Annotated in this window: 32 protein-coding genes and 1 pseudogene; 7 read left to right on the plus strand and 26 right to left on the minus strand. The window is 53.0% G+C overall.

Annotation, left to right across the window (positions count from 1 at the left end; translation table 11 throughout):
• From BM373_RS16195 to BM373_RS16250, 13 genes and pseudogenes are all read right to left on the minus strand, one after another.
• Positions 1-348: a GPW/gp25 family protein gene (locus BM373_RS16195; RefSeq protein WP_090463534.1), complete on the minus strand. Its 348-nt coding sequence runs from the start codon at positions 346-348 to the stop codon at positions 1-3.
• Positions 345-986, minus strand: coding sequence for a phage baseplate assembly protein V (locus tag BM373_RS16200; RefSeq protein WP_090463877.1), 642 nt, complete (start codon positions 984-986; stop codon positions 345-347). The genes BM373_RS16195 and BM373_RS16200 overlap by 4 nt, the downstream gene beginning before the upstream one ends.
• Before the next feature lie 69 nt (positions 987-1,055).
• Entirely contained in the window at positions 1,056-1,508 is a 453-nt protein-coding gene (locus BM373_RS16205) for a phage virion morphogenesis protein (protein ID WP_090463537.1), read from the minus strand.
• Complete coding sequence (locus BM373_RS16210) at positions 1,501-1,968, minus strand: phage tail protein (RefSeq protein ID WP_090463541.1); 468 nt, start codon at positions 1,966-1,968, stop codon at positions 1,501-1,503. Before BM373_RS16210 ends, BM373_RS16205 begins: the two co-directional genes overlap by 8 nt.
• Positions 1,955-2,221 carry an Rz1-like lysis system protein LysC gene (lysC, locus tag BM373_RS21745; RefSeq protein WP_218159477.1) on the minus strand — a complete coding sequence of 89 codons (267 nt, stop codon included), beginning with the start codon at positions 2,219-2,221 and terminating at the stop codon, positions 1,955-1,957. The genes BM373_RS16210 and lysC overlap by 14 nt, the downstream gene beginning before the upstream one ends.
• A pseudogene (gene lysB / locus BM373_RS21865) lies at positions 2,142-2,489 on the minus strand (Rz-like lysis system protein LysB); the annotation flags it as partial. The gene lysC and the pseudogene lysB, both read right to left, overlap by 80 nt.
• Positions 2,486-2,995, minus strand: a complete 510-nt coding sequence (locus BM373_RS16220) for a lysozyme (RefSeq protein ID WP_090463546.1) — start codon at positions 2,993-2,995, stop codon at positions 2,486-2,488. The pseudogene lysB and the gene BM373_RS16220, both read right to left, overlap by 4 nt.
• Positions 2,979-3,200 carry a phage holin family protein gene (locus tag BM373_RS16225; RefSeq protein ID WP_090463549.1) on the minus strand — a complete coding sequence of 74 codons (222 nt, stop codon included), beginning with the start codon at positions 3,198-3,200 and terminating at the stop codon, positions 2,979-2,981. Before BM373_RS16225 ends, BM373_RS16220 begins: the two co-directional genes overlap by 17 nt.
• Positions 3,191-3,394, minus strand: a complete 204-nt coding sequence (locus BM373_RS16230; RefSeq protein ID WP_090463552.1) for a tail protein X — start codon at positions 3,392-3,394, stop codon at positions 3,191-3,193. The genes BM373_RS16225 and BM373_RS16230 overlap by 10 nt, the downstream gene beginning before the upstream one ends.
• The gene (locus BM373_RS16235) at positions 3,394-3,894 is read right to left on the minus strand and encodes a head completion/stabilization protein (protein ID WP_090463555.1); all 501 of its coding nucleotides are present in this window, start codon (positions 3,892-3,894) and stop codon (positions 3,394-3,396) included. The genes BM373_RS16230 and BM373_RS16235 overlap by 1 nt, the downstream gene beginning before the upstream one ends.
• Positions 3,895-3,988: 94 nt before the next feature.
• Complete coding sequence (locus BM373_RS16240; RefSeq protein ID WP_090463558.1) at positions 3,989-4,735, minus strand: phage terminase small subunit; 747 nt, start codon at positions 4,733-4,735, stop codon at positions 3,989-3,991.
• 3 nt (positions 4,736-4,738) lie between these two features.
• Entirely contained in the window at positions 4,739-5,854 is a 1,116-nt protein-coding gene (locus BM373_RS16245) for a phage major capsid protein, P2 family (protein WP_090463561.1), read from the minus strand.
• A gap of 56 nt (positions 5,855-5,910) precedes the next feature.
• Positions 5,911-6,765, minus strand: a complete 855-nt coding sequence (locus tag BM373_RS16250; protein ID WP_090463563.1) for a GPO family capsid scaffolding protein — start codon at positions 6,763-6,765, stop codon at positions 5,911-5,913.
• Positions 6,766-6,933: 168 nt separating this feature from the next.
• Between BM373_RS16250 and BM373_RS16255 the strand changes: the two genes are divergently transcribed.
• Positions 6,934-8,706 carry a terminase ATPase subunit family protein gene (locus BM373_RS16255; RefSeq protein WP_090463565.1) on the plus strand — a complete coding sequence of 591 codons (1,773 nt, stop codon included), beginning with the start codon at positions 6,934-6,936 and terminating at the stop codon, positions 8,704-8,706.
• Positions 8,706-9,743, plus strand: coding sequence for a phage portal protein (locus BM373_RS16260; protein ID WP_090463568.1), 1,038 nt, complete (start codon positions 8,706-8,708; stop codon positions 9,741-9,743). Before BM373_RS16255 ends, BM373_RS16260 begins: the two co-directional genes overlap by 1 nt.
• A 307-nt stretch (positions 9,744-10,050) precedes the next feature.
• On the opposite strand, the gene BM373_RS16265 is transcribed toward BM373_RS16260, so the two are convergent.
• From BM373_RS16265 to BM373_RS16315, 11 genes are all read right to left on the minus strand, one after another.
• A complete protein-coding gene (locus tag BM373_RS16265; RefSeq protein ID WP_090463571.1) occupies positions 10,051-10,320 on the minus strand; it encodes a hypothetical protein in 270 nt (89 codons plus the stop codon).
• A gap of 76 nt (positions 10,321-10,396) precedes the next feature.
• The gene (locus BM373_RS16270) at positions 10,397-10,630 is read right to left on the minus strand and encodes a DinI-like family protein (RefSeq protein ID WP_090463573.1); all 234 of its coding nucleotides are present in this window, start codon (positions 10,628-10,630) and stop codon (positions 10,397-10,399) included.
• A gap of 9 nt (positions 10,631-10,639) precedes the next feature.
• Positions 10,640-10,828 carry a hypothetical protein gene (locus tag BM373_RS16275; protein ID WP_090463576.1) on the minus strand — a complete coding sequence of 63 codons (189 nt, stop codon included), beginning with the start codon at positions 10,826-10,828 and terminating at the stop codon, positions 10,640-10,642.
• A 133-nt stretch (positions 10,829-10,961) separates the two neighbouring features.
• Positions 10,962-13,178, minus strand: a complete 2,217-nt coding sequence (locus BM373_RS16280; protein WP_090463579.1) for a replication endonuclease — start codon at positions 13,176-13,178, stop codon at positions 10,962-10,964.
• Entirely contained in the window at positions 13,175-14,029 is an 855-nt protein-coding gene (locus tag BM373_RS16285) for a DNA adenine methylase (RefSeq protein ID WP_090463582.1), read from the minus strand. Before BM373_RS16285 ends, BM373_RS16280 begins: the two co-directional genes overlap by 4 nt.
• Complete coding sequence (locus BM373_RS16290; RefSeq protein ID WP_090463585.1) at positions 14,026-14,253, minus strand: TraR/DksA family transcriptional regulator; 228 nt, start codon at positions 14,251-14,253, stop codon at positions 14,026-14,028. The genes BM373_RS16285 and BM373_RS16290 overlap by 4 nt, the downstream gene beginning before the upstream one ends.
• Entirely contained in the window at positions 14,253-14,492 is a 240-nt protein-coding gene (locus BM373_RS16295; protein WP_371261134.1) for a DUF2732 family protein, read from the minus strand. The genes BM373_RS16290 and BM373_RS16295 overlap by 1 nt, the downstream gene beginning before the upstream one ends.
• A gap of 69 nt (positions 14,493-14,561) precedes the next feature.
• On the minus strand, positions 14,562-14,915 hold the full coding sequence (locus BM373_RS16300; RefSeq protein ID WP_256214671.1) for a hypothetical protein: 354 nt from the start codon (positions 14,913-14,915) through the stop codon (positions 14,562-14,564).
• Positions 14,916-14,923: 8 nt separating this feature from the next.
• Positions 14,924-15,121 carry a phage filamentation protein Fil family protein gene (locus BM373_RS16305; protein WP_090463886.1) on the minus strand — a complete coding sequence of 66 codons (198 nt, stop codon included), beginning with the start codon at positions 15,119-15,121 and terminating at the stop codon, positions 14,924-14,926.
• Positions 15,122-15,128: 7 nt separating this feature from the next.
• Positions 15,129-15,638 (minus strand): phage regulatory CII family protein, encoded by a 510-nt coding sequence (locus BM373_RS16310; protein ID WP_090463588.1) that lies wholly within the window; start codon positions 15,636-15,638, stop codon positions 15,129-15,131.
• A gap of 34 nt (positions 15,639-15,672) precedes the next feature.
• Positions 15,673-15,909, minus strand: a complete 237-nt coding sequence (locus BM373_RS16315) for a helix-turn-helix transcriptional regulator (RefSeq protein ID WP_090463591.1) — start codon at positions 15,907-15,909, stop codon at positions 15,673-15,675.
• Between the two features lie 100 nt (positions 15,910-16,009).
• Here BM373_RS16315 and BM373_RS16320 point away from each other — a divergent pair, with 100 nt between their 5' ends.
• From BM373_RS16320 to BM373_RS16335, 4 genes are all read left to right on the plus strand, one after another.
• Complete coding sequence (locus BM373_RS16320; protein WP_090463594.1) at positions 16,010-16,624, plus strand: phage repressor protein CI; 615 nt, start codon at positions 16,010-16,012, stop codon at positions 16,622-16,624.
• A gap of 20 nt (positions 16,625-16,644) precedes the next feature.
• The gene (locus BM373_RS16325) at positions 16,645-17,694 is read left to right on the plus strand and encodes a phage integrase (RefSeq protein ID WP_090463597.1); all 1,050 of its coding nucleotides are present in this window, start codon (positions 16,645-16,647) and stop codon (positions 17,692-17,694) included.
• Positions 17,695-17,979: 285 nt separating this feature from the next.
• Positions 17,980-18,423 (plus strand): peptidoglycan-binding protein LysM, encoded by a 444-nt coding sequence (gene lysM / locus BM373_RS16330; protein WP_090463600.1) that lies wholly within the window; start codon positions 17,980-17,982, stop codon positions 18,421-18,423.
• Between the two features lie 188 nt (positions 18,424-18,611).
• Positions 18,612-19,781 carry a coiled-coil domain-containing protein gene (locus BM373_RS16335; RefSeq protein ID WP_090463604.1) on the plus strand — a complete coding sequence of 390 codons (1,170 nt, stop codon included), beginning with the start codon at positions 18,612-18,614 and terminating at the stop codon, positions 19,779-19,781.
• Here BM373_RS16335 and BM373_RS16340 read toward each other — a convergent pair whose 3' ends face one another.
• Complete coding sequence (locus BM373_RS16340) at positions 19,782-20,552, minus strand: siderophore-interacting protein (RefSeq protein ID WP_090463607.1); 771 nt, start codon at positions 20,550-20,552, stop codon at positions 19,782-19,784.
• A gap of 225 nt (positions 20,553-20,777) precedes the next feature.
• Here BM373_RS16340 and BM373_RS16345 point away from each other — a divergent pair, with 225 nt between their 5' ends.
• Complete coding sequence (locus BM373_RS16345; RefSeq protein ID WP_090463610.1) at positions 20,778-21,323, plus strand: PadR family transcriptional regulator; 546 nt, start codon at positions 20,778-20,780, stop codon at positions 21,321-21,323.
• Here BM373_RS16345 and BM373_RS16350 read toward each other — a convergent pair.
• The gene (locus BM373_RS16350) at positions 21,320-22,879 is read right to left on the minus strand and encodes a methyl-accepting chemotaxis protein (protein WP_090463613.1); all 1,560 of its coding nucleotides are present in this window, start codon (positions 22,877-22,879) and stop codon (positions 21,320-21,322) included. The two genes, BM373_RS16345 and BM373_RS16350, sit on opposite strands and share 4 nt — an antisense overlap.
• Positions 22,880-23,306: the final 427 nt, after the last annotated feature.

The following is a 23,306-nucleotide window of genomic DNA, read 5'->3' on the forward strand; positions in this document are numbered from 1 at the left end:
TCAACTCACAGGAAGGTTTAGCGTAAGATTTTCGCCGGTGTCGGTTAGCTGGCCTGTCAGAGAGACAATCATTTGCCCGTCGAACCGGCGTTCTGTGGTGACAGAGGTGACACTGATGCGCGGCTCCCATTTCAGGATCGCCATGTAGCACGCCACCCTGACTTGCAGCTCCAGCGCGGGCGTTTGCGGCTGGTCAATCATTGCCGACAACAGCGAACCGTAATCACGCCGCATCACCCTTGTACCAACAGGCGTTCGCAGAATGTCGCCCAGGCTCTGGCTGATGTGCTCAGCATCGGTAAGCGTGCGGCCATCGGTTCGGCTCAGGCCGAGATAACGCACTGTCATTTAATCCCCTTCGTCCAGCTTCCGCCGCTCTGCACGTTGCCGTGATCGTGACTGTCAATTTGTACGCCATTTGAGGTAAACGCGCCGCCGGTGTGCGCAATATTTCCGCTCATCTTGCCGCCCTGCTGCACTTCCAGCGTGGCGGTGATCAGCTTACTGGTGCAGACCACCTCCGGGGTATCGAGGGTGATACGCGTGGAGGCTTTAATCAGCACTACCGGCACGGTGGCGGTAATGGACTCAGACGCGGTGACGCTGGCGGTTTTTATGCCGCTGGCGGTCAGTGCGCTGGTCTTTGGCTCGTACTCAATAACCGCACCATCGGGAAAGGTAACGTGCCACGCATCCGCTGATGCCGACGGTGCCGGGTGGTCATCAGAGAAAATCCCTGGCAGCACAAAAGCGGTATCCAGCTCCCCGCCCACGGCGAGAATTAACACCTGCTCACCGATTGAGGGTGCCCACCACGTGCGCGAGCGCCCCGCCCGGTGTGTCAGCCACTGGAGCCAGTCGGTATAGATGCCGCCGGTCTGCACACGACAGCGCCCGGTTTCAAGGTCAGTTTCGACGATGACACCGGTGCGGATCATGTTGCGCAGCGCGCGGGCGAGTTCCTGAATATTTGCGAGTGTGTTCATACCGAAAAGGATGCCGCCGGGGAAAGGCGGCATCAATCAGGACTGGTTTTGTGGGAAGTGGTACAACGATTACTCGGCCAGATGATGGATAATTGCGCTTTCGACTAACTGCCGGTCAGCCTCAGAGAAGCCAAGCAACTGGCGCACCGGGTACAATACCGCTCTGCCGTTTCGTGATGGGCGATCCCGCTGGCCGTACTGGTGAACGCGGGCGATGCGCTGCACCTTGCCTGTAAATTCCACTACCGCTTCATTGTCGTTGCCGCTGGCTTTCATGTAGCGACTGGTACGCAGCTTTGCGAACATCTCCCGCTTAACTCGGCCCTTCTTGCCCCGGATCGACTGCTGCGGCTGACGTTCTTCATAGGCGGTGCCATCGGGGGCGCGCTGCGCTTTAATACGCTTCTGCTGGCTCTGGCGCAGCGTTCTGGCAATTTCAACACTCAGACTGCGACGGCCAGCCGGTGACAGTGCCGCTATCAGCGCGGCGAGCCTTTCGTCAAAGGGCTTTAAATCACTCATGCCACGTGCTCACCAGTTCATCGCGGAGGTAAAGCTCCATCGGGCGCGTGACCGGCTCCGGTGGCGCAGGCTCAGGGATATTGCTGATATGCAACGCGGTATCGACCTGTTTCACCAGGGTGCGCTCAGTGATTAACAGGCTGATACTGATATCGACGCTGCTGTCGTTATTGATATCGCAATACCACGTAAAGCCCTTTTTCATGCCTTCGTCAGTCGTCATGATATCCGGCTGATGCTCGCGCAGCCATGCCAGCACCGGAACCAGCAACAGATCGAGATCGCCCTTAAAATCTGTCACCACCACATTGAGGGTGTAACGCTTTTCAAATGACAGCGAGGCCGCGAGCGTCGAGGCAATCTGCCCGTTATCGACATACAGGCGCAGCATGTCGGGGTTTTGTTTCAGCACCGGCACGGATTTTGTCAGCGCATCACGCAGGCTTTCAGGTTTTAACATTCAAATCGTCCTGACATTGCTTGATGGTTTCCACCTGGAGCGCGCAGTTTTCTAACGCCCGCTCAAGTTGACGGATATCAGCGCTCAGATCGCCGTTAGTTTGAGGATCGCTGCCCGGCATCGGGCACAGGCTCACTTTCGGACAACCGCTGTAAACAATCACCGGCGGAGACACAGGCGGGGCGTCGGTGCACCCTGCGCACAGCATCAGGCAAATCAGCGCCATACCAGCGGCGAAATTCTGCATTTTCATTGAGTAACCTCTCGATAGTTTGCTGGCGCTTTGCCGCCCGCTCTCCGGCGGCTTCCAGCTTCTGGCGCAGCGACACCTGCGCCTGCTCGTTTTTATTTGCCCGGTCAGTGACGATAGTGAGCTGATTTTGCAGCGTGCCGATCGTTTTTTTCTGCTCACTGGCTACCTTATTCGCTTTCTCAAATGACCGGCTCAGCTTGGCGTTCTCATGTCGCAGCCAGGCCATACCGAGCACGGCCAGAATGAGTAAAACCATAAGCGTTTTCATTTTGCTCCCTTCATGCAGTAAGCCCGCTCACGCTGGCGGCGATTTTCCAGCCCTTTATTTTTGACGCCGTTGACGAATACCCAGCGGGTGAGCTGATCGCAGGCCTGCGGCCATTGCTCGCGTTTAATGAAGCTGACCAGCGTTGAGCGGCAGGCCGCGCCGGTGCCAACATTAAAGGCAAAGCTCACCACCGCGTCATAGACCGGTTGCGGCATTGTGACCGGCGCACAGGCGGCAAGCCTGCGCTCAACGTTCAGCACGTCAGCGATTAAATTCTCTGCCGCCTGACGTTCGGTGATATCGCCTTTCGGCACCACCCCCGCAGTGTGGCCGATGCCTGACGTCCATACCCCCGCGCTGCACTGGTAGGGACGCAGGCGGCATCCCTCAAGATCGGCGATCAGCGCCAGACCATCCCGCGAGGTATGCAGTAAACGAAAGTCAGGCACCAGTGCTGCCAGCGCCAGCACAGCGGCCACACTGCAACGCTTAACGAATGAATTCACGCATCACCCCCTCATCAAGCCCCAGAGACTGGAGATATTTAAGCGTCCGGCGGCGATACCAGAAATTAACCAGCGCGGTGAAAATAGCGCAGCCAGCACCGACGATGAGCGCGAAACTCTCCGGCGTCTGCGTGCCAAACCATGCCAGCGCCACCGACAGCCAGTAGGTGATATACGTGGTAATTTTTTCCATTGTCAGTCCCACAAATTAACGGTTTCCGTGACCGGCGAGGATTGAACATCCGGCAGTTCGACAGCGGCACCGTGTGGCAGCACCGCCCCCAAATCGGCCAGGCCCGGGTTAGCCAGAAGAACAGCCTCAACCGCACCAGACGTGCGCCCGTAATACCGGGTGCAAATCTGATCGAGGGTGTCCCCCTGTTGCGCGTAAACCTTCATCAGATTTGGCTCACGATACAGCGCGGCCTGTCCTGCAAGCGGGCGACCGCCCAGCGCATATCACGCCAGAGGTTGTCGATAGTCGGATCGATACTGTCGGCTTTTTTGTCCCCTTTCGCGCTGGCGTCAGCGCCGCGGTATTTTTCGTAAAGCGTGGCAGTGGTCATTGCCATGACCGCCTCAAGGTACAGCGCCACCTTTTCGCGCTCACCGTCGATCACTTCGGAAGGCACTTCCGCCAGACTTTTAAAGCCCGCCGCCATCTGTTGCGCGCGGTAGTCGTACAGCTCCGCGTTGGTTTCTGAGATTGCCGTTTTAATCGCCTGACGCAGCCGGGCCGGGGGCACGGTCTGCTCAAGGCGCATCAGCTCGCGCACTTTGACCGGATCGATATCCGGGAAAAAAAAGGTATTTTTAATCACCGGCTCAGCGGGTGCAGTCGGCGGACTGATCACCGTTTCGCCGCGAGGTTCTTCTTTTGTAATAATCAGCGTCGTCATGACTACCTCTGAAAAGGGTGGGCGGTGGACGCCGGTTTCAGGTCAGGTAAAAACCGCCTTCACCGGCGTGCCGCCCGGCGCGGGGCGCATTCGGTTAAGTGGCGTTTTTTCTCGGTCTTCCACGCCTCGCAGGCGTCGCACTGACGGGCTTACGCTTGCGCGTGGTTGCGGTCTTTTTCTGTGGCGCTTCGGATACGGGGCGCAGTTCGCGCGTCAGCCGCTCAATGTCTTTTTTCACCCCGGCCATGCTGTCGAGCTGCATTGCCCGTTGCAGGTGTGAAAGCGCACCGGCAGGCTGGCCGGTATCACGCAGCACCACGCCAATAATTTTGTGCAGCTTCGCGCGCACGGCGTCGGGCATGTCTGCCGTCGCCGTCAGCGCAAGGCAGTCGAGCAGCAGGGAAATATTCACCGGCTCACCGGCAGCGTGTGAGCGCATCGCGGCCAGCGCCACTTCTTCGGCAAACAGATAAGGCGGCGTGCGTTTGTGTTTACCGGGCATGCTCAGGCCGTAGCGCAGGGCGTAGCGGGCAATTTCAAGCGCACCGGCAATATCACCGGCATCGAGACGCCACAGCATGACCGTCATCAGAATGTCATCCTGTGCGCCCTTCCCCTGCGTAAGCACACCACTCACCCACGGCAGGTAAAATGGCAACAGTTCGCGCTTTTTAACGGCCTTAAGCTCATTAGAAAAAATGCCTTTTAACGTGCGTTGGTCTGCGGCCAGCTTAACCAGCATCTGCTCGTAGGCAGTGGCATGACGCAGCGGGTTATCTTCCCGCTGCGCGGTGGTAATGGCCGAGACCCGCATCATGTGACGCTCTGCGGGACTCGTCATGGTTTACTCTCCCTGCGGCAGAACATCAGCCAGAGCAACAGCTTCTGCCGGTGCATCAGCCTGGGTAACAGCTTCTGCCGGTGGGAATTTACCGACCTTGATGTTTTCCACCAGGCAACCGGCGGCGTAATCTTCAATCACGTAATCAATATTCATTGACTCGTAATTTTCCACGCGGTCACGTTTCGCGTTTTCTTCGATTACACGGCGATGACTTTCATCCATGAAATAGATGGAAAGGTTATCCAGGCGAGTGACCAGCAGCGCATCAGCCGGGAAGAACGGCACGCGAACCGCTGGCAGATTACCGATGCGCTTCTGACTGATAATCACGTCAGCGGCGAGCATGTCGCTGTTATCCTGTTCTTTGTTCACGATCGGGAAATATTTATCGGCCAGTAATTTACGACCAACGACGACAACCAGATCCGGGTCTTCCTGATACCACGGCGCGATCAGATTGTTGGTGGCATCCATGACCAGCGCGTCAAGGTTGGCGTAGTCGCCATTTTCACCAACGCGGATCACAGCGGAAACCACGTCACCTTCTTCATCGGTGACTTTGCTCATGACGCGCGCAGGCGCTTCTTTCCGGTATTTCTCCAGCCAGCCTACTGCGACATCCTGCAACATTGGATTGGCGACGCGGTTCGACGTGTCTGCACGGCGCACGCCATTAAAGCCCGCCATAATGAAATCAAGCGCCTGACGCTTGATGATCGCGTTACGAATGCGTAACTGGAAATCCTGAAAACGCGCCCACAGATCAAGGGTTTTGTAACGAAGATGGAAATCAAAGTTGATTTGATCGCATTCGTACTTATTAGACTCCAGCTTCGCAAAGTCCTGCGTCTGGCGTTCGTCACCACCTGCGGTGTTCGTGGTGCTGGCAATTGAGCCACTCACACCCACGCCCACTTTTTCGCCCTTAAGCTCGCTCACCGGCACGATATTGATGCGGGTCAGAAAGTCGGATGACTCCTGCACCGTATCCATCAGGGTCTGCGTCACAGACGGGTCAACGGTGAATTTTTTTGACGTGTCGCCTACGTCAATACCGTTCAGCTCAGCGATGCGTGACAGAAAGGCATTAAATTTAAAACGGGTTGCTTGGCGCATATTTATTCCTGAAATCAGTTAATCGGGTTTTACTGCGTTTGCCGGATACCGTCCGGTCAGCAGTTCGTCAGACCGGCCTCACCGCCGCCGCCAGTGCTTAATTCACGGCGAGGCTGGCGGGGGTTTTCGGTGTTATCGAGAGAGGTTTTCAGCGTCTTGAACTGCTCGCTAATTTCCCCGGTCTGGGTGGTTACATCCGTTTTGAGCGTGCTGAATGCGGTTTCCATATCAGCAAGGCGTTTTTCGGTGGCGCTCAGGCTTACCTGTACGTGCTCGCTGACCACCGTTACCGCTTCATGTACATCAGCTAAACGGGCGTCATCGCTGGCCTGCTTGCGACCAAAAATGGCTTTCACGGTGTCGCTTAATTTGGCGAATACGTTTTCTGCCTGGTCTTCAAATTCCAGCTCGGCCAGGGTCGCAACGGAGATCAGGTTTTCCGGGTTCGTTTTAAAGCGGTTAAGCGGGTTGGTTTTCGCGGTGCGACAGAACTCCAGATATTCGGTGCCGAGGCTCGCCGGATCATCAGTGACCGCCAGACCAACCAGATAGCATTTGCCGGTATTGGCAAAGTTCGGCTGGATTTCCATTGAGGTATAAACTTTCTGGCCCTTACCCACCATTTCGACCAGATTGTCGAGCGGGGCGATTTTGCCGAACAGCGCCCATTTGCCGTTAAGCGCGGAATCGTCATCAATCTTTTCAGCTTTCAGCTCGACAACATCGCCGTAACGACCGAGAGCGCCGTCGGGATAAATGCCGCGCAGGTGTTCAAGGTTGATGCGGCAACCGTAGACGCGGGGATCAAATGTTGCGGCCATTTCCTGGAGATCGGTTGCGCTGATAACGCGACCGTCACAGGTGTCGCCCTCAACACCGATGCGGAAGAATTTCGATACTTTTTTTGCCATCGTCAGGTGTCCTGATTAAGTTTGCACATTTGGTCAGGCTTAGTTTCCCGACGTGCCCCCCTGACGGCTATCAATTCGTGATGGCTTATCTCCCCTACAACAGCGCGTTAGCGATTAGCGCCTCCCCTTTCCGTAGCCTTGCCCTGAACCACTTACAGCGAGGCATTCATGACCATCACCACCGACACCACGCTATTACATGATCCGCGCCGTCAGGCCGCGCTGTTGTACTGGCAAGGGTTTTCCGTGCCGCAAATCGCAGAGATGCTAAAGACCAAACGTCCGACCGTTCAGAGCTGGAAACAGCGCGATGAGTGGGACGCAACCGCACCGCTTAACAGGGTTGAGAGCACGCTTGAGGCGCGGCTTATCCAGCTCTATGCAAAGCCGGATTTAACCGCGCATGATTTTAAAGTGGCGGATTTTCTGTCGCGCCAGATGGAGCGTCTCGCCCGTGTAAACCGCTACGGCCAGACCGGAAACGAGGCCGATTTAAATCCGAACGTGGCGAACCGGAATAAAGGTGAGCGACGGAAGCCGAAAAAGAATTATTTCAGCGATGAGGCTGTCGAAAAGCTGGAGCAAATCTTCCTTGCCGAATCGTTCGAATATCAGCTCCAGTGGCACCGCGCAGGGCTGGCGCACCGCATCCGGGACATTCTCAAATCCCGACAAATCGGCGCTACGTTTTATTTCTCCCGCGAGGCGCTTTTACATGCGCTGAAAACCGGCCATAACCAGATTTTTTTATCAGCATCAAAAACTCAGGCTTATGTGTTCCGCGAATACATCATCCAGTTCGCGCGCCTTGTTGATGTTGAGCTTTCCGGCGACCCGATTGTGATCGGCAACAACGGGGCAAAGCTGATTTTTCTCGGCACCAATTCAAACACCGCGCAGAGTCATAACGGTGACCTGTATGTCGATGAGATTTTCTGGATCCCGAACTTTCAGCGCCTGCGTAAAGTTGCCTCGGGCATGGCATCGCAGAAGCACCTGCGCACAACATATTTTTCGACGCCCTCCTCACTCGGTCATGGCGCTTATCCGTTCTGGTCTGGCGAGCTATTCAACAAGGGCCGCGCCAGCGCCAGCGAGCGCGTAGAGATCGATATCAGTCATAACGCACTGGCCGCCGGGGTTGTCTGCGCAGACGGTCAGTGGCGGCAAATTGTCACCATTGAGGACGCGCTCGCCGGTGGCTGCACCCTGTTTGACCTGGACACGCTGAAACGCGAAAACAGCGCAGATGATTTCCGTAACCTTTTTATGTGCGAATTTGTCGATGATAAGGCGTCTGTATTCCCGTTTGAGGAGCTACAGCGCTGCATGGTTGACAGCATGGAGGAATGGGAAGATTTCGCGCCGTTCGCTGACCGGCCCTTCGGCTACCGGCCAGTGTGGATCGGTTATGACCCCTCTCACCGTGGCGACAGCGCCGGGTGCGTGGTTATCGCGCCGCCACTCGTCAGCGGCGGCAAATTCCGCATCCTTGAGCGCCATCAGTGGAAAGGGATGGATTTTGCAGAGCAGGCCAATTCCATTCGCGCGCTTACCGAAAAATATAACGTCGAATACATCGCGATCGACGCCACCGGCATTGGTCAGGGGGTTTATCAGCTGGTTCGCTCGTTTTACCCGGCAGCGCGGGAGATCCGTTATACCCCGGAAGTTAAAACCGCAATGGTGCTTAAGGCAAAAGACACCATCACGCGCGGCTGTCTGGAGTACGACGTCAGCGCCACGGATATCACACAGTCATTTATGTCTATCCGCAAAACCATGACCGGCAGCGGGCGCAGCTCCACGTATGAGGCCAGCCGAACCGAAGAAGCCAGCCACGCGGATCTAGCCTGGGCCACCATGCATGTACTGATTAACGAACCGCTCAGCGCCGGTAGCGGCCTGGCGTCGTCTTCCATTCTGGAGTTTATGAACTAATGTCAAAGCGAAAAAACCGCAGGCCGCAGCCAGTCAAAGCGGCAAACCACACGCCTAATGATGCGCCAAAAATGGAGGCATTCACCTTTGGCGAACCGTCGCCAGTGCTTGATCGCCGGGATATTCTGGATTATGTGGAATGCATCAGTAACGGCAAATGGTATGAGCCGCCGGTGAGCTTTACCGGGCTGGCGAAAAGCCTGCGTGCTGCCGTTCACCACAGCTCACCGATTTACGTTAAACGGAATATTCTGGCGTCCACGTTTATCCCGCACCCGCTTTTATCTCAGCAGGATTTCAGCCGGTTTGTGCTGGATTTTTTAGTGTTCGGGAATGCGTTTTTAGAAAAGCGCATGAGCGCCACTGGCCGTGTGATGCAACTGGAAACATCACCGGCAAAATACACCCGGCGCGGCGTGGAGCAGAGCGTTTACTGGTGGGTGCCGTCGTTTATTCAGCCGCATCAGTTCGACCCCGGATCGGTTTTTCACCTGCTTGAGCCGGACATTAACCAGGAGATTTACGGGATGCCGGAATATCTCAGTGCGCTCAATTCTGCCTGGCTGAATGAATCAGCAACGTTGTATCGCCGCAAGTATTACCAGAACGGCGCGCATGCGGGTTACATCATGTACGTGACCGACTCTGCGCAGAGCAGCACCGACGTGGAAGCGATGCGCGATGCAATGCGCAGCTCAAAGGGCATGGGTAATTTTAAAAACCTCTTTTTCTACGCGCCGAACGGCAAAGCCGACGGAATTAAAATTATTCCGCTCAGCGAAGTGGCGACGAAGGACGACTTCTTTAACATTAAAAAAGTCAGCGAAAGCGATTTGCTCAGCGCGCACCGCGTACCGCCTCAGTTGATGGGGATGCTCCCGAATAATAGCGGCGGTTTCGGGGATGTAGTGAAAGCGGCTCAGGTGTTTGTGCGTAACGAACTGACGCCATTACAGGAACGATTCAAAGAGATTAACCGATGGGCGGGCGAGGAAGTGATCCGCTTTCAGGATTACACACTTAACATCGAAGACTGACGCCGCCGCGCCGCCTCCGGGCGGCTTTTTTTCACCTTTCCCCGGCCCCTTTTCGCATCTTCAACATGCAAATCCCACCCGCAAATTTTTTCCCGAAAAAATCTCAAAAAATTTTCAAAAAAATAAATAAAAATCACGCTCAGCGCGCAGTGCTATCCCCGCCTCGCCTGCCCGCTTTATGTGTCGGTTTTAATGCAGGTGCATTTGCCACGCAAAAGCCCGCCAGTGCTGACGGGCCTCAGTGCAAACGATCCTCAAACGATCATTCAAATTCATGCAGCTAATGCACGCATGGCATCTGTGAGGATTAAAACAGGGATAAATTAGGGTCGCTTTCATCCTCAAAATCCATAAATGAGGACTCAACCTTTCTGGAAATTAGTATGTAATCCATCCCTTCGGCAAGCGACACCGGACGCTCGATGTCAAAAATAAAGGCATCATCGTAAACCCTTCCCAGCCAGTAGCCGCCGCCGTATTCCTTAAGCCTCTGAAAAAAAACGCGGGTGCCGGGTATAAAATACTCATGCATCTGTCCGCGATAAACCACTTCAAAGCCCGTGTCGCTTCCGCTCATATCCTACCGCCTCGCTCTGCTCGTTGCTCAACCCTGCCAGCGATAAAAACCAGTTTTATCGCTGGCAGCGTTTAACCTATTGCAGCCAGCTATCGTCTTCCCACACGTGCTGCAAAATTTCCATTACCTGTTTTTTCTGTTCGTCCAGCTTAAGGCCGCTCAGTTCTACGCCGTTCGCGCTACCTTTGCGGATGCGGATTGCCGTCTTCGGATAAAGGGGCTGCAAATTCCGGTAAAGCTCGGATTCAAGGGCATCCAGTGTCGCCTGGCTTATCTTCTGCTCTTTATCGATCATTATTTCAATTCGCATACAGCCTCACTAACAGGAAACGTCCATTGATCGGGTGTACTCATGGCTTCGTATTTTTGCCATTAACTCGTCGGTCAGCTCAGAAACCCACTGGATAGCCAGCCGCTTTTCTTCTTCGCTGCACTCGCTCGCCGCAACAAGTTTGATAAAAAAATCAATGCGCTGGAGCTTCATCGACTCCTGAAAATAGTCTTCCATTTTTCCTCCCTCTCAAAACAACTGTATGCATATACACTGTATGCATTTACAGTATAGAAGGAATTTAATGTTGTAAAACATTTTTTGAAAAGTAATCAGATATTTCCGCAAAAATAGGTAATTAGAACAATGATTAACCAGCCTGTTTTGCTGTTTCTTCGAGTTTACGCACCCTTTTCATGAGGCCTGTTGCCCTGGCGGAAGCAGGGAGTACAGCCGCATAAATGTCACCGCTTGCTGATGCTCTGCGCCAGTGTCCGCCAATAAATAGCCTTGCCCCTGATATAAGCGACAGCGCTTCGCCCTGGCTAAGCGTGTTACCAGTTAAAACACTTATTTCATCAATCACTCTGGCTATGGCCGCCGCGTTTTTCTCTGTAACGTGGTCGAATTTTTGCCCTGTCACCTGCTTTTTCTTTCGCAGACGCTCCGTTAGCTGTCTGCGCTCGCGTCTGTTTAATGGCCGGTTGAGATCGACGCCGGGATCCAGCACCGGATCCCCCGTACAGTTATTGACAGAACTCCGAGAGGGCGCAGAAGCGCCCTTAACGTCAACGGCCAGGTCAACAGCGCGCTTGGGTACAATCTTCCACTGCACCACGCGGGTCACGATCGGGGAACCGTCGCCAACTTCGGTGTCATATACGCCACGCACGCGCACGCACTCTTCGCCGTAATCATTAACCGTCTCGCTGGCTTCGTACCATGTGCGCACCTGTAGATCGTCACGACGAACGAACGGGCCGCCCTGGGCGTTAACGTATCCGGCCCAGTCCCCCGCATCAGCGGCATCGTGAACCAGCGCAAATTCTACGCTCAGCCCGCGCGCCGTCTCTGCATCAGCCATGCGTCGCAATTCACGGTAAACCGTCACCGGCGCACCGCCTACAAACTGAAACTGCCGGATGTGCCAGCGGGCCGCCCACGCAGAAACGGCGGGTGCTGTCTCTTTGAGGCTTTCGCCGCTTTCGTCGTCGGTTTCATCGTCCAGGGCGTAGCCGTCGATGTTCTTTGAAATGTATTTAGCCACGTACCCGGTAGCGCTGCCCTTATCGGGATCGATAGCCTCAGCGTGAAAACGCGCTTTGCGGGCCTTCTCGCTTCTCAGTTCCTGACCATCTTCCTTGCGGGCATATTTGCCAATGATGGCGCGGACGTGCTCAACATCTTCCGGCAGCATAAACATCAGCATGTGCCAGTGCGGGGTACCATCGTGATGAGGTTCGGCGACGCGGATCCCGAAAACTCGGATCTCGTCGCGGTGCAGCTTGGCGCGAATCTTCGCCCAAAGGCTGGTTAAATAGCGTTGTGTATCGGCAGGGCTGGAGCCATCCCACTTCGTGTTGCGGTAGCCACCACGCGTGGTGGCGTGGAATTTTGACGGCGCAGTCAGAGTGTAGAACTCCCCGACGTAGCCCAGTTCATTACAGATGTTTTCAAATCCCCGGATGCGGGTCATCAGTTCACAACGCCGGATTGCCGGATTTGCAACGCTGCCGTCATATTTGTCGATCAGGCTGATGCGGTTGCCTTCTTCGTCCTCAAGTTCCATCCCCTTGAGAAATTCACGGGTGCGCCGTTTCTGCTCGCGCCATTCAGCCACACAGCTTTTGCTGGCGTAGGCTTTTTTCTTTTTGCTGACGTTGCCGAGAGCAATTTGCAGATGCTCGCGCCACTCAGCCGCCACGCGACGAAGGCGACCAGTCCACCACTTTTCTGTAGTCATGCGCAGAACCGCCGGGCCTACGTCCTCAGCGGTGACAAACTTCGTGGTAATGCGCTCCCACAACGGGGGAGCGTTACGGAAATGATGGGTAATACGTGCGGCACACATGTAAGACGCATGCAGCGTTTTAAGATCGCTCCCTTCCTCAGCTTCAATCGTTCCCAGTTCCGAGATGATGAAGTTGGAAATGTCGCCAGCCAGCAGATCAATATCGGCTTTGGACATATCCGGCAGACGATTAAAACGGGCCGTCATGTTAACCAGGCGGGACGCCATGAAACGGATATCGGCAGCGTCAAAACGCCCGCCAAACGTAGCGGCGGAAGTGTCAGCGCCAATCCCCGTGATGGCATAACTCTTTTTAACCAGCTCAAGACGCGGCAATGCCCTCCGGGTAAAATTCACGAGGAAGGCATTGGCTCGCTGAACATCGTGATGCCGCTCCAGCTCATCAGCCCGGCGGCGCACGTCGTAACGCACACAGTCTGGCTGCTTTTCCAGCTCATTACGGGCATGCAGCAGCGCCGCAATCAGTTGATCGCGGCGGTGCTGTTGTTCGTGTGTGAGGTACGGGCTTGCGATAGCTTCGCGGGGCGCGTTCCATGCATAGGCTAAGCTGCTCACGGTTGCGCCATATGGAAAAATGAAAAATCAGCCGCAGCCGCATAATCCACGCCAAAAAAAACACGGTCTTTTGATACCGCAATAATTTCCTGCGCTGACTTCGATTCACCGGCGGCCACGCCCATGCTGCGCTTTGCCGTGATGCGATGTTGCTTAAAAGTGCGATAGAGCGAGCGGATCAGGGACGTATCGCTATTGGACACGACTACCGGGTGACCTTCTGATGACCGACGCTCAAGAATTGATGCCAGATGATACTGATCATCCTTAGTAAACCCGGCGGTGTGATAGTCGGCAAATGTCCCGTCATAAGGTGGATCACAATAAACCACATCGCCGGACACTAGCTGCGCCAGCGTTTCTTCATAACCTGCACAAATAAAAGTGGCGCGCTGCGCTTTTTCTGCAAACGCCCATATTTCAGCCTCAGGATAATAAGGTTTTTTATAATTCCCATACGGCACGTTAAAACCGCCGCTTTTGTTATATCGACACAACCCTCTGTAACAATGACGATTCAGATAGAGAAACGCTGCGGCTCGCCAAACCTTACCGCTCGATTTGCCGTAATTAAAATGTTGACGTATACGCTTAAAATCATCTTTGCTGTTTTGTTTAAATAGGCCAGCAATAATCATAATGAAAAATTCAGGATCATCTTTAATCTGCTGGTACATATTGATTAGGTCTGGATTAATATCCGCGACAAGATAATGAGGATAGTCTGTTGCCATCATGACAGCACAGGAACCCGCGAAAGGTTCAACCAGTCGCGGGCCTTTTGGTAAGTGCTTAATCAGTTCCGGCATGACGGCGGTTTTATTTCCCGCCCATTTCACAACAGTGCTCACACCGCACCCCCGTTGTAATGCCTGCCTTTCAGCTCTGCGACTTCCTGACAGGTGACGCAGCACTGCACGCCCTGAAGGGCACGGCGGCGGGCTGGCGGGATTGGTGCATCGCAGACAGCGCAAAGCACACGGGACACGCCCGGCTTTTTGGCTCGGGCGGCGTTGATGTGGCGCTCGCGCTCGTCGTGCTCGCGCTGTTGAGCCAGATCGATAGAGTCAGCCATTAGTGGATCTCCTGCGCTTCGTTAACGATGATGACCGCTTCCACGCGCAGCAGCTCTGCGGCCTCAGTACCGTTTAAACCGCCCTGAGTAATAAACACGGCCAGCTTTTCAAGACGCGCGGCCATCACATCAGCACGCCCCCGGCGTTCTTCCATACGCGCCGCAGTAAGCAAACTGTTTAACCCGGCATCATCAGCGCCGACTTGGGTCTTACGTTTTTCAATATTTCGCAACTTCATTTTTATTACTCCAGATTCAGGACAAAAGAATGCCCGGCGGGTTTACGCCATTAATTACGTTTGGGTTATTTACTCAGGTATTACGCTTTCATGAATCGAGAAACGACGGGGTAATATTTCCCCCCAGCGCGCTATCTCATTCATAGCTTTAATCAACATTACACGGCGAGGCTGATCAAAGTATTCAAATGGCTTTCCAACCTCATCACTTTTAAAAGCGCCTGGTTGCTCACGGTTTGCCAGCGTCATGACAACAAATTTAAAGTCATCACTTAGCTTATTGAAATTACGCAGCGCGCCGTTTTGCGTGGCTTTTAATTTCTGATGAAACCGTGCGAAACATTCCTCACCAGACATTTTCGCGGGCTGGTTGCAACCAGCATTATTAAATGGCACTGCACCGGCATTAATTGGCGCAGACATGTTATTAATCATATCGACCTCAAAAAAGTTTTTACCCGGCTAACAAAAGACGTGGCGCGCACAGCGTGCAGTTCATTTAATAATGCCGACTGATCGCGGCTTGGATGCCAGCGCTTGCCGTTTTCACCTGCAATCCACCCGTGGCCGTAATGCATGGACGGGCTTTGACGTACCAGCAATGAAGCAAATGACGGGCCGTTATTCATGCTCATCTCACATCACTCCGAATGACGCGCCAATGCCACTAACAGAATCGACCACGCTTGCCATTGCCGGATTACCCTGGACGCGAGCCTGCATTGCAATCGCTGTTAAAGTCAGCATGCGGATACCAGAATTAACGCACTCAATCATTCCGCGCTTGCGGGCTGGCGTCAGGCGTTCCGCTGATATTGCACCGGTAGCCAGTTCACCAAGCTCACCCATTGCACGCATGATATAGGTCTGCATTTTCTCGGGTGCCAGCTCGTTAACCGGTACGCACGGCAGGCAATGAATTTGTGCCAGAAAACCATCAACCAGGGTTGAGTCTTCCGTCAGATCGGTCAACACCCAAATTTCACGCGGCGTTAACTGGTGCGGCTGTTCCGGGTTGAGCTTGTTATAAAGCGTGTGGGGTTTAATCCCTGCTTTTTCTGCCAGTTCTCTAACGCTGTGAGTAGCTGCAAACTTACGGCAAGCCTCATCAAAGTGAGCATGTGAGGAAACGCGAAAATCTAACATGTTGTAAGTCCTTTTTTATCCCAAAATGGAACTATCAAGCCTGCATTGAGATTTCACAGCCCTGAGCAGCTTCCATTGTTAAGGCGAACATGTTCACCTCAACCAGGCTGTTTGAACCGTCTTTTTTACGAATAGGGAGACGCCCATCGCTGATCATTTTGCGTACATAACTGAGCTTGTAGCCAGTACGACGGCAGAACTCATCCAGAGTTATGAAGGGTTCAGGCACCACAACGTTAATACTTGGGCGCATTGAAAAATTGCTTTTCATGATGCACTATTCCTCAGTTTGTGTTTAAAACTTCACTATTCGGATGTATTCGCACTTATTCCGAACACCACAAAACCGATGATAGGATCGCAAAATAAATATGTCAAACGATAAAGAAAACCCCTTCGAGATTTCGGCATTTAATTTCTCATCACAGCACGGCGGCAAGGACGCCATTACACGTATGCTTCAGGCATATGGATTCAGCACCCGGCAGGCCTTATGTGATCATTTGGGCGTATCGCAAAGCACTATGGCAAACCGTTGGATGCGTGACACTTTCCCGCATGACTGGCTAATCGCATGCCACCTTGATACTGGCGCATCTATGCTATGGCTTACTACTGGACAGGGCGAGCCTGCAAAAGAAAGAAGTGATGATCATGGATTAACTTTGCGATTAAGAGAAATCACAAACGGGTTAATCACTGACTCTGTGCATGTGCGTTTCGATTCTTGCCTTATGCCAAAAAATACCACAGCACCGTTCTTCGTTAGATTCGAGTCCTCTTTATATCTAGCGGATGAGTTTAATGGTGAGATTAACGATGGAGTATGGCTTATCGAGATCGATGGCTTCGCCAGCGTCCGACAGATTTATCGCTTACCAGGCAGCAGATTAAAAATTGAAAATGGCCCGGCATCTTTTGAATGTGCAGCCTATGAAGTAAAAGCTCTGGGGAAAGTGGTAAGCAAAATTGAGCAGTATGTTTAATGCAGATAGAGGGACATTAATTGGCTGTAAATAAACTGGCTAATGGAAAGTGGCAAGCTCAGGTATTCCCAAACGGAAGAGATGGGCGGCGCATTCGTCGCCAGTTCGCCACTAAAGGGGAAGCCCTGGCATTCGAACGTCATGCAAAAGAACAGGCGCAGGATAAACCCTGGTTGGGAGAGAAAGTAGATAAACGTCGAGTCAGGGATTTAGTCACCGCCTGGTACAATGCGCACGGCGTTACTCTTGCCGATGGCGAAAAACGTAAGAGCGCGATGGAATTTGCTTGCCTTGCCATGGGTGATCCGCTGGCAACTGAATTTAACGCAAAATTATTCTCAACCTACCGTGAGCAGCGTTTGAGCGGAAAAATTACGCGCTCTGACCGCGTGAAGGCTGTAACTCCGCGCACTGTAAATCTTGAGTTGGCATATTTTCGGGCCATGTTCAATGAACTGAAAAGACTGGATGATTGGACAGCGCCAAACCCCCTTGAAAACGTCAGAGAGTTTAAAATTGCGGAGGTTGAGCTTGCTTGGCTCACAATTGAAGAAGCATCGTGTTTACTTGAAGAGTGCGGGAGAAGCAAAGCGGAGGATTTAACAACCATTGTTAAAATCTGCCTTGCGACCGGCGCGCGATGGGGAGAGGCCGAAAGTTTAACAGGGAAGCAGATAAGCCCCGGCAAAATCACATTCATCAAAACAAAAGGCAAAAAGAATCGCGCCGTTCCAATTAGTGAAGAACTTTACAACTTACTACCCAAAAACCGAACATCAGCGCCTCTTTTTACTGGTTGCTATTCCGCGTTTAGAGGCGCAATAAGACGCGCTGGAATTGAACTGCCTGATGGCCAACTCTCTCACGTGTTACGTCATACTTTTGCTAGCCACTTCATGATGCGTGGCGGCAATATTCTGGTACTACAACGCATATTGGGTCACACAGATATTAAGGTCACAATGCGCTACGCCCATTTCGCGCCGGACCACCTAACAGAAGCTGTTATGCTTAACCCACTCAATCTGATAAGTGGCAGCAAAATGGCAGCAGGGCTTATCACTATTTAACAATATTCGATAGCATACGAACCGCTATGTGTTTGAAACATATGTAACTTACTGTTTTTATTGATTTATAATTCGGACTCATAATCGCTTGGTCGCTGGTTCAAACCCAGCAGGGGCCACCAAATTTTAGCAGTAAAATCATAAAACTAAGCTACCTTTGACGGTGGCTTTTTTTGTTTCTCAATTCTCCAGTTTCAGGCCTCCTCCCCATACCTTGCCCACAAAACCAGGCAATTCTCTCTCCTTTTGCCAAACTTACAGAGATCTATCCACAGGAGAGAAACGATGGGCTTATTTGATTTCGTGAAAGACGCTGGTGAGAAATTATGGGACTCCCTGAAAGGTCATGACAGCGATCAGGGCAGCAAACTTGAAGAACACCTGAAAAAAACGGGCGTTCCGGGTGCTGAAAAAGTCAGTGTGAAAGTGGAAGACGGAAAAGCCGTGGTCAGCGGCGAGGGTCTGACGCAGGAGCAAAAAGAAAAAATCCAGGTCGCCGTCGGGAACGTGGCGGGGATCGGCAGCGTGGAAAATAACGTCTCGGTGACCGATACCGCAGAAGAAGCCACCTACTACACCGTTAAATCTGACGACACCTTGAGTACTATCTCAAAACACGTTTATGGCGATGCCAATAAATACAACCAGATATTTGAAGCGAACAAACCGATGCTGAGTCACCCGGATAAGATTTACCCTGGTCAGGTGCTCATTATTCCTAAGGCTTAAGGCTGGCAAACAAACCCACTGCGGTGGGTTTGTGACTTTAACTGCAATAAAACCTTCATTCCTGCACAGAGCGAGCAAAGCCTGCCTAATCCCCCTCGCACCATTCATAAGACGTGTGTATTATTTCAGGTAGCTCTGCTGACAACTACCCTTAACTCAAATACTTAAGCGCTAAAGCGAAAGGCATCATGAGCACACCGATCAAACGCCTGGAAATCATCAAAAATGCCATTGAACTTGAAGATGACGACATTATTCAAAGCCAGCTTTTACGCTTAAAAAGCGAAGCGTTTAATGATGAATTGCTGGCGATCGTCGCGGCGCTTGAGGAAAAAAACTATACCACTGCAATGGCGGCGATTGCGGCCTGGCTACAAAGCCAGCGGGCGGTAACCCAGTGGCGCGATCCGCAGGTGGCCGCCAGCAAACTTGAGCTAAAAGCGCTGGAAGAACGCCTGCGCGATCTGATCGACCGTCGCAACGCCCGCGTGCAGCAATTAGACGAATTCAACGATCTTTATCTCACCCGCCTTGGCCCGCTGATGACCCATATCCTTGAGCTACGCAAAAGCCTCGCGGAGCTGAATCTGCGCCGTCAGCTTGCGGAGTCACGTCGCCGGGAAGAGGATTATCGCCGCTGCCAGCAATATATGGCGCAGGCGGTGGAGGTGCTGACTACCCTCACCCAGCGCTGGCGCGATCTGCCCGCTGACGCTATCGAATCGGCGCAGGCGCGCAAACACGTTCAGCAGCAAAGCGATCTGATCGCCAATCTGCTCGCGGAAGCGCAGGAGCTTGAAAACGGCCTGACGCGGGAAGAAGAACCGGCACGCCAGGCGCGGGATGAAGCCAACGACGAGTACGAGAAATACCGCGAACAGCAGCATGATGCCGAGATACGTTTGCGCAAGGGCAAACAGCTATCGGAAGATGACCAGGCGGAACTGAAACGCCTGTGGCGTCAGGCCAGCAAGCTGTGCCACCCGGATTTGGTCGCCGACGAGATGAAAGAAGAAGCCAACGCCATGATGGTGCAGCTTAATCAGGCGAAGCACCGCGGCGACGTGAAAGCGATCCGCTCGTTGGTCGCCCGGCTGCATCAGGGCTTTGAACCGGTAATGGCCAGCGACAGACTGAACGATCTGGAACGCATCCGTAAAAAGATGGTTCAGGTACGCGAGCAAATCGACACGCTGGTCAGCGAGTTAGCCGAGCTTGAAAGAGAAGAGTCCTGGCTGCTGGTTTCTTCGCAGGTCAATATGGACGCCTGGTTCACGCAGCAGGAAAAAGCGCTGAACGAAGTGCGCACCGCCCTCGAACGTCAGGTGAGCGACGCGCAACTCGACGCGGTAGCCTGATTATTTGGCGTGCCAGTACGCGCTGGCACGCACAAGCTGCGGATCGATGGCGTCGGTTTCGAACTGCGCGCTGAGGTTTTTCACCACCTTCCCTTCCCCGGTCAGCCAGATAAAGTAATCTTCCGCGGGCACCTTGACCTGAGCCAGGCGCTGCGCCAGCACCTCTTCGCTGTGCCCGACAATCCATTCAATATTAAATTCGTCCAGATGCGCCAGATAATCCTTGTAAGCCTCGTCGCTGATGGTGACCAGCGCGGTTACTTCCGGGCGACGGGCAAGCTGACGCAGACCTTCCAGGCGGCGGCGCAGGGCGGGCATCCCGGACTCGTCGCAGACATAAAGCTGCCAGGCGTAATCTTCCGGTACCACTAAAGAGCCGCGTGGACCGCCGATGGTCAGCGTATCGCCAGCGCGGACCTGCATCGCCCAGTTGCTCGCCACGCCGCCGTCATGAATAAAGAAATCCAGCGCCAGCTCGTTACGCGCGTTGTCAAACAGCGGTGTGTAATCGCGTGAAGCCGGACGGACGCCGTCGCCCCAGACGATACCCTCGTCGGTGACCGTGGGCGGCACAAATGTCTCGCCTGCTTTGGGGAAAAAGATTTTGCTGTGATCGTCGAAGCCTTTTGAGCTAAAGCCCGCCAGCGCGTCACCGCCTAATACGATGCGCTGAAACCCGGCGCTGATGCGCTCAGTGCGCAAAACGGTCAGTTCGCGAAAACGCAGTTCATTGCGCACCCGCTGCGGGTAACGTGAGGTTGTGTGGGTCATGTTTAACCTTCGTGAAGTTGATTACGATATATCTAAATTATTTTTAAATGATAATGATTGCTAACAACCCGGAAATCAAGATCTTTTTTTGATATAGAAAAATGCAGTCGCGCCATAAAATATAATTATTTTAAAATCAAATAGATGATTTAATTTTCATGTAGCGCATTGCCATAAAGTTAATTTTAGATATAAATTAGATATATCAAATTAGCGAGGTACAGTATGCGACATTCACATCATGAACACGGTCATGACCATGACCACAGCCATCACGAACACGATCACCACGGGCGCGGCGGTCGTCGCCAGCGTTTCTTCGGCCACGGTGAATTGCGAATTGTGATCCTGGATATCCTGAGCCAGAACGCCAGCCACGGTTATGAGCTCATCAAAGCCATCGAAAACCTGACTCAGGGCAACTACACCCCCAGTCCGGGCGTGATTTACCCGACGCTCGATTTTTTACAGGAACAGGGATTCATCAGCATTGATGAAGAAGAGAACGGGCGCAAAAAAATCAGCATCACCGCCGTCGGCACCGCGTGGCTGGCGGAGCATCAGGAGAGCCTGGCGCACATTCATGAGAAGGTAAAAGCGCGCAGCGTGGGTTACCAGTTGCGGAAAAACCCGCAGATGAAACGGGCGCTGGCTAATTTCAAAGCGGTGCTGGATTTGAAGGTCAATCAGGAAGATATCAGCGCCGCGCAGCTTAAACAGATCATTGGCGTGATCGACCGCGCGGCACTGGAAATCTCACAGATGGATTAAGCCGTGGCCTCGCGGCGCACGCGGAAGACCTGCACCAGCTCTTTCAGATGCTGAGCCTGATCGCTCAGCGATGCCGCTGCCGCCACCGACTCCTCCACCAGACTGGCGTTCTGCTGGGTGGTGGAGTCAATCAGGCCAATCGCGCTGTTGATCTGCGAAATGCCTTCCGTCTGCTCGCGGCTGGCGTGACCAATCTGGCGCAGAATGGTGTCCATCTCCTCCACGTTGCTGACCATGCCGGTAATCAGGCCGCCCGCTTTCTCAACCAGCGCCATCCCTTCCCGCGCCTGCGAGGTGGAACTCTCAATCAGATGACGGATCTCCCCGGCTGACGAGGCGGTTTTCTGCGCCAGTTGACGCACTTCCCCTGCAACCACCGCAAAACCACGGCCATGTTCACCCGCCCGCGCCGCTTCCACGGCGGCATTGAGCGCCAGAATATTAGTCTGGAAAGCGATAGAGTCGATCAGATTGATGATGTCCGACATGCGGTCAGACGTTTCGTTGATGACGCGCATTTTCTCGGTCACCTGCTTCATCATCTGGCCGTTGTTTTTCACCACCGTCGCTGCATCTGCCGACAGTTGCGTGGCCTCGGTAGTGTGCTCGCTGGTATTTTTTACCGTCGCGGTGATCTGCTCCATCGAGGCGGCGGTTTGCTCAACCGAACTGGCCTGCTCTTCGGTGCGCGCGGCTAAATCCTGGTTACCCGCCACAATCTGCGCGGCGGCGCTGGAGATATTTTCCGAGCCGTTTTGCACTTCCTGCACGATCTCGAACAGGCGGGATTTCATCGACATCAGCGCGCTCAGCAGAACGCCCGTTTCATCGCGGTGCTTCACCTCAATGCTGTGCGTCAAATCACCTGCGGCAATGGTCTGTGCAAAATCCACCGCCTGCACCAGTGGTCGGGTGATCGCCCGCACAATCAGCCAGCCCATCGTACTCCCCACGCCAATGCTGATGAGCGCAAGCAGGATCAACAGCAGCCGGTTGGTATTAAAATCTTGCTCAACCTGGCTGCCCGCGCTGCGCATCAGTTCATCCTGAATCGCAATTAATTCCTGCACTTTGGTTTTATAGGCTTTCTGGATCGGCAGCGTAGTGGTCATCATCTCTTCAATCGCCGCGCGGGAATCGTTATTTTTGACGGCTTCGAGAATGCGAAAACGGGACTCAAGATACTGCTGGCGGACCTGGCGGATATCGGCGAGGATTTTTTGCGAGGTGCTGTCGTGAAGGGTGTTCGAGAGATCGTCGAGAATGACGGTAATTTGCCCGCTGATTTCCGTCATATGTTTTTGCGAATCATCACGCCATCTCCCTTCGCTGTCTAACAGCATCAGTTGCTGGGTGCTAATAAAATCCTGAAACTTATCAATCAACTGGTTAGCTTTAACGGTGGTCGGATAATCCCGGTTGACGATGCCCTGCATACCGTTATTCGCGCGATTCATACTCACCAGCGACAAACCGGAACTTACCACCATCAACACAATAAAAATTCCGAACGCCAGAAATAATTTTGTGCCGATTTTAACATCGCGTAAGAACATATTTTCTCCATGTCTATGTTTATTTACTGACGAAACAATTACGGCGAGCTAAAGCGAAGAGAATGAGGCAACGCCGAACTGGAAATGAAGCTTTACCAGAGACGTTATCGGTAACCGCTTCGCTAACTTTATGAGTTTGATCGTTTTTTTATTTACTCACTCTGGCATTCAATAGCCTTAAACTATTAATTTGAGTGAATTGATCGTTATATCAGCAGTGCAATAATTTTAGCGAGTGATTATTTTCGCCAAAAAATGATTAATGAATTGCGTAAATTTCCCGCGTGATAAAATTATATTTTGATCAAAATATGATCGTAATTAATATAAATTTAACAATTATTAAAAGTATAAATTACATTTATTGCCGTTACGCTGAACGCAGGCATAAAAAAACCGCCTTCCCGAAAACGGAAAAGCGGTTGAT

The sequence above is a fragment of the Enterobacter sp. kpr-6 genome, assembly GCF_900116015.1.
In the GTDB taxonomy this organism is placed as follows: Bacteria; Pseudomonadota; Gammaproteobacteria; order Enterobacterales; family Enterobacteriaceae; genus Enterobacter_D.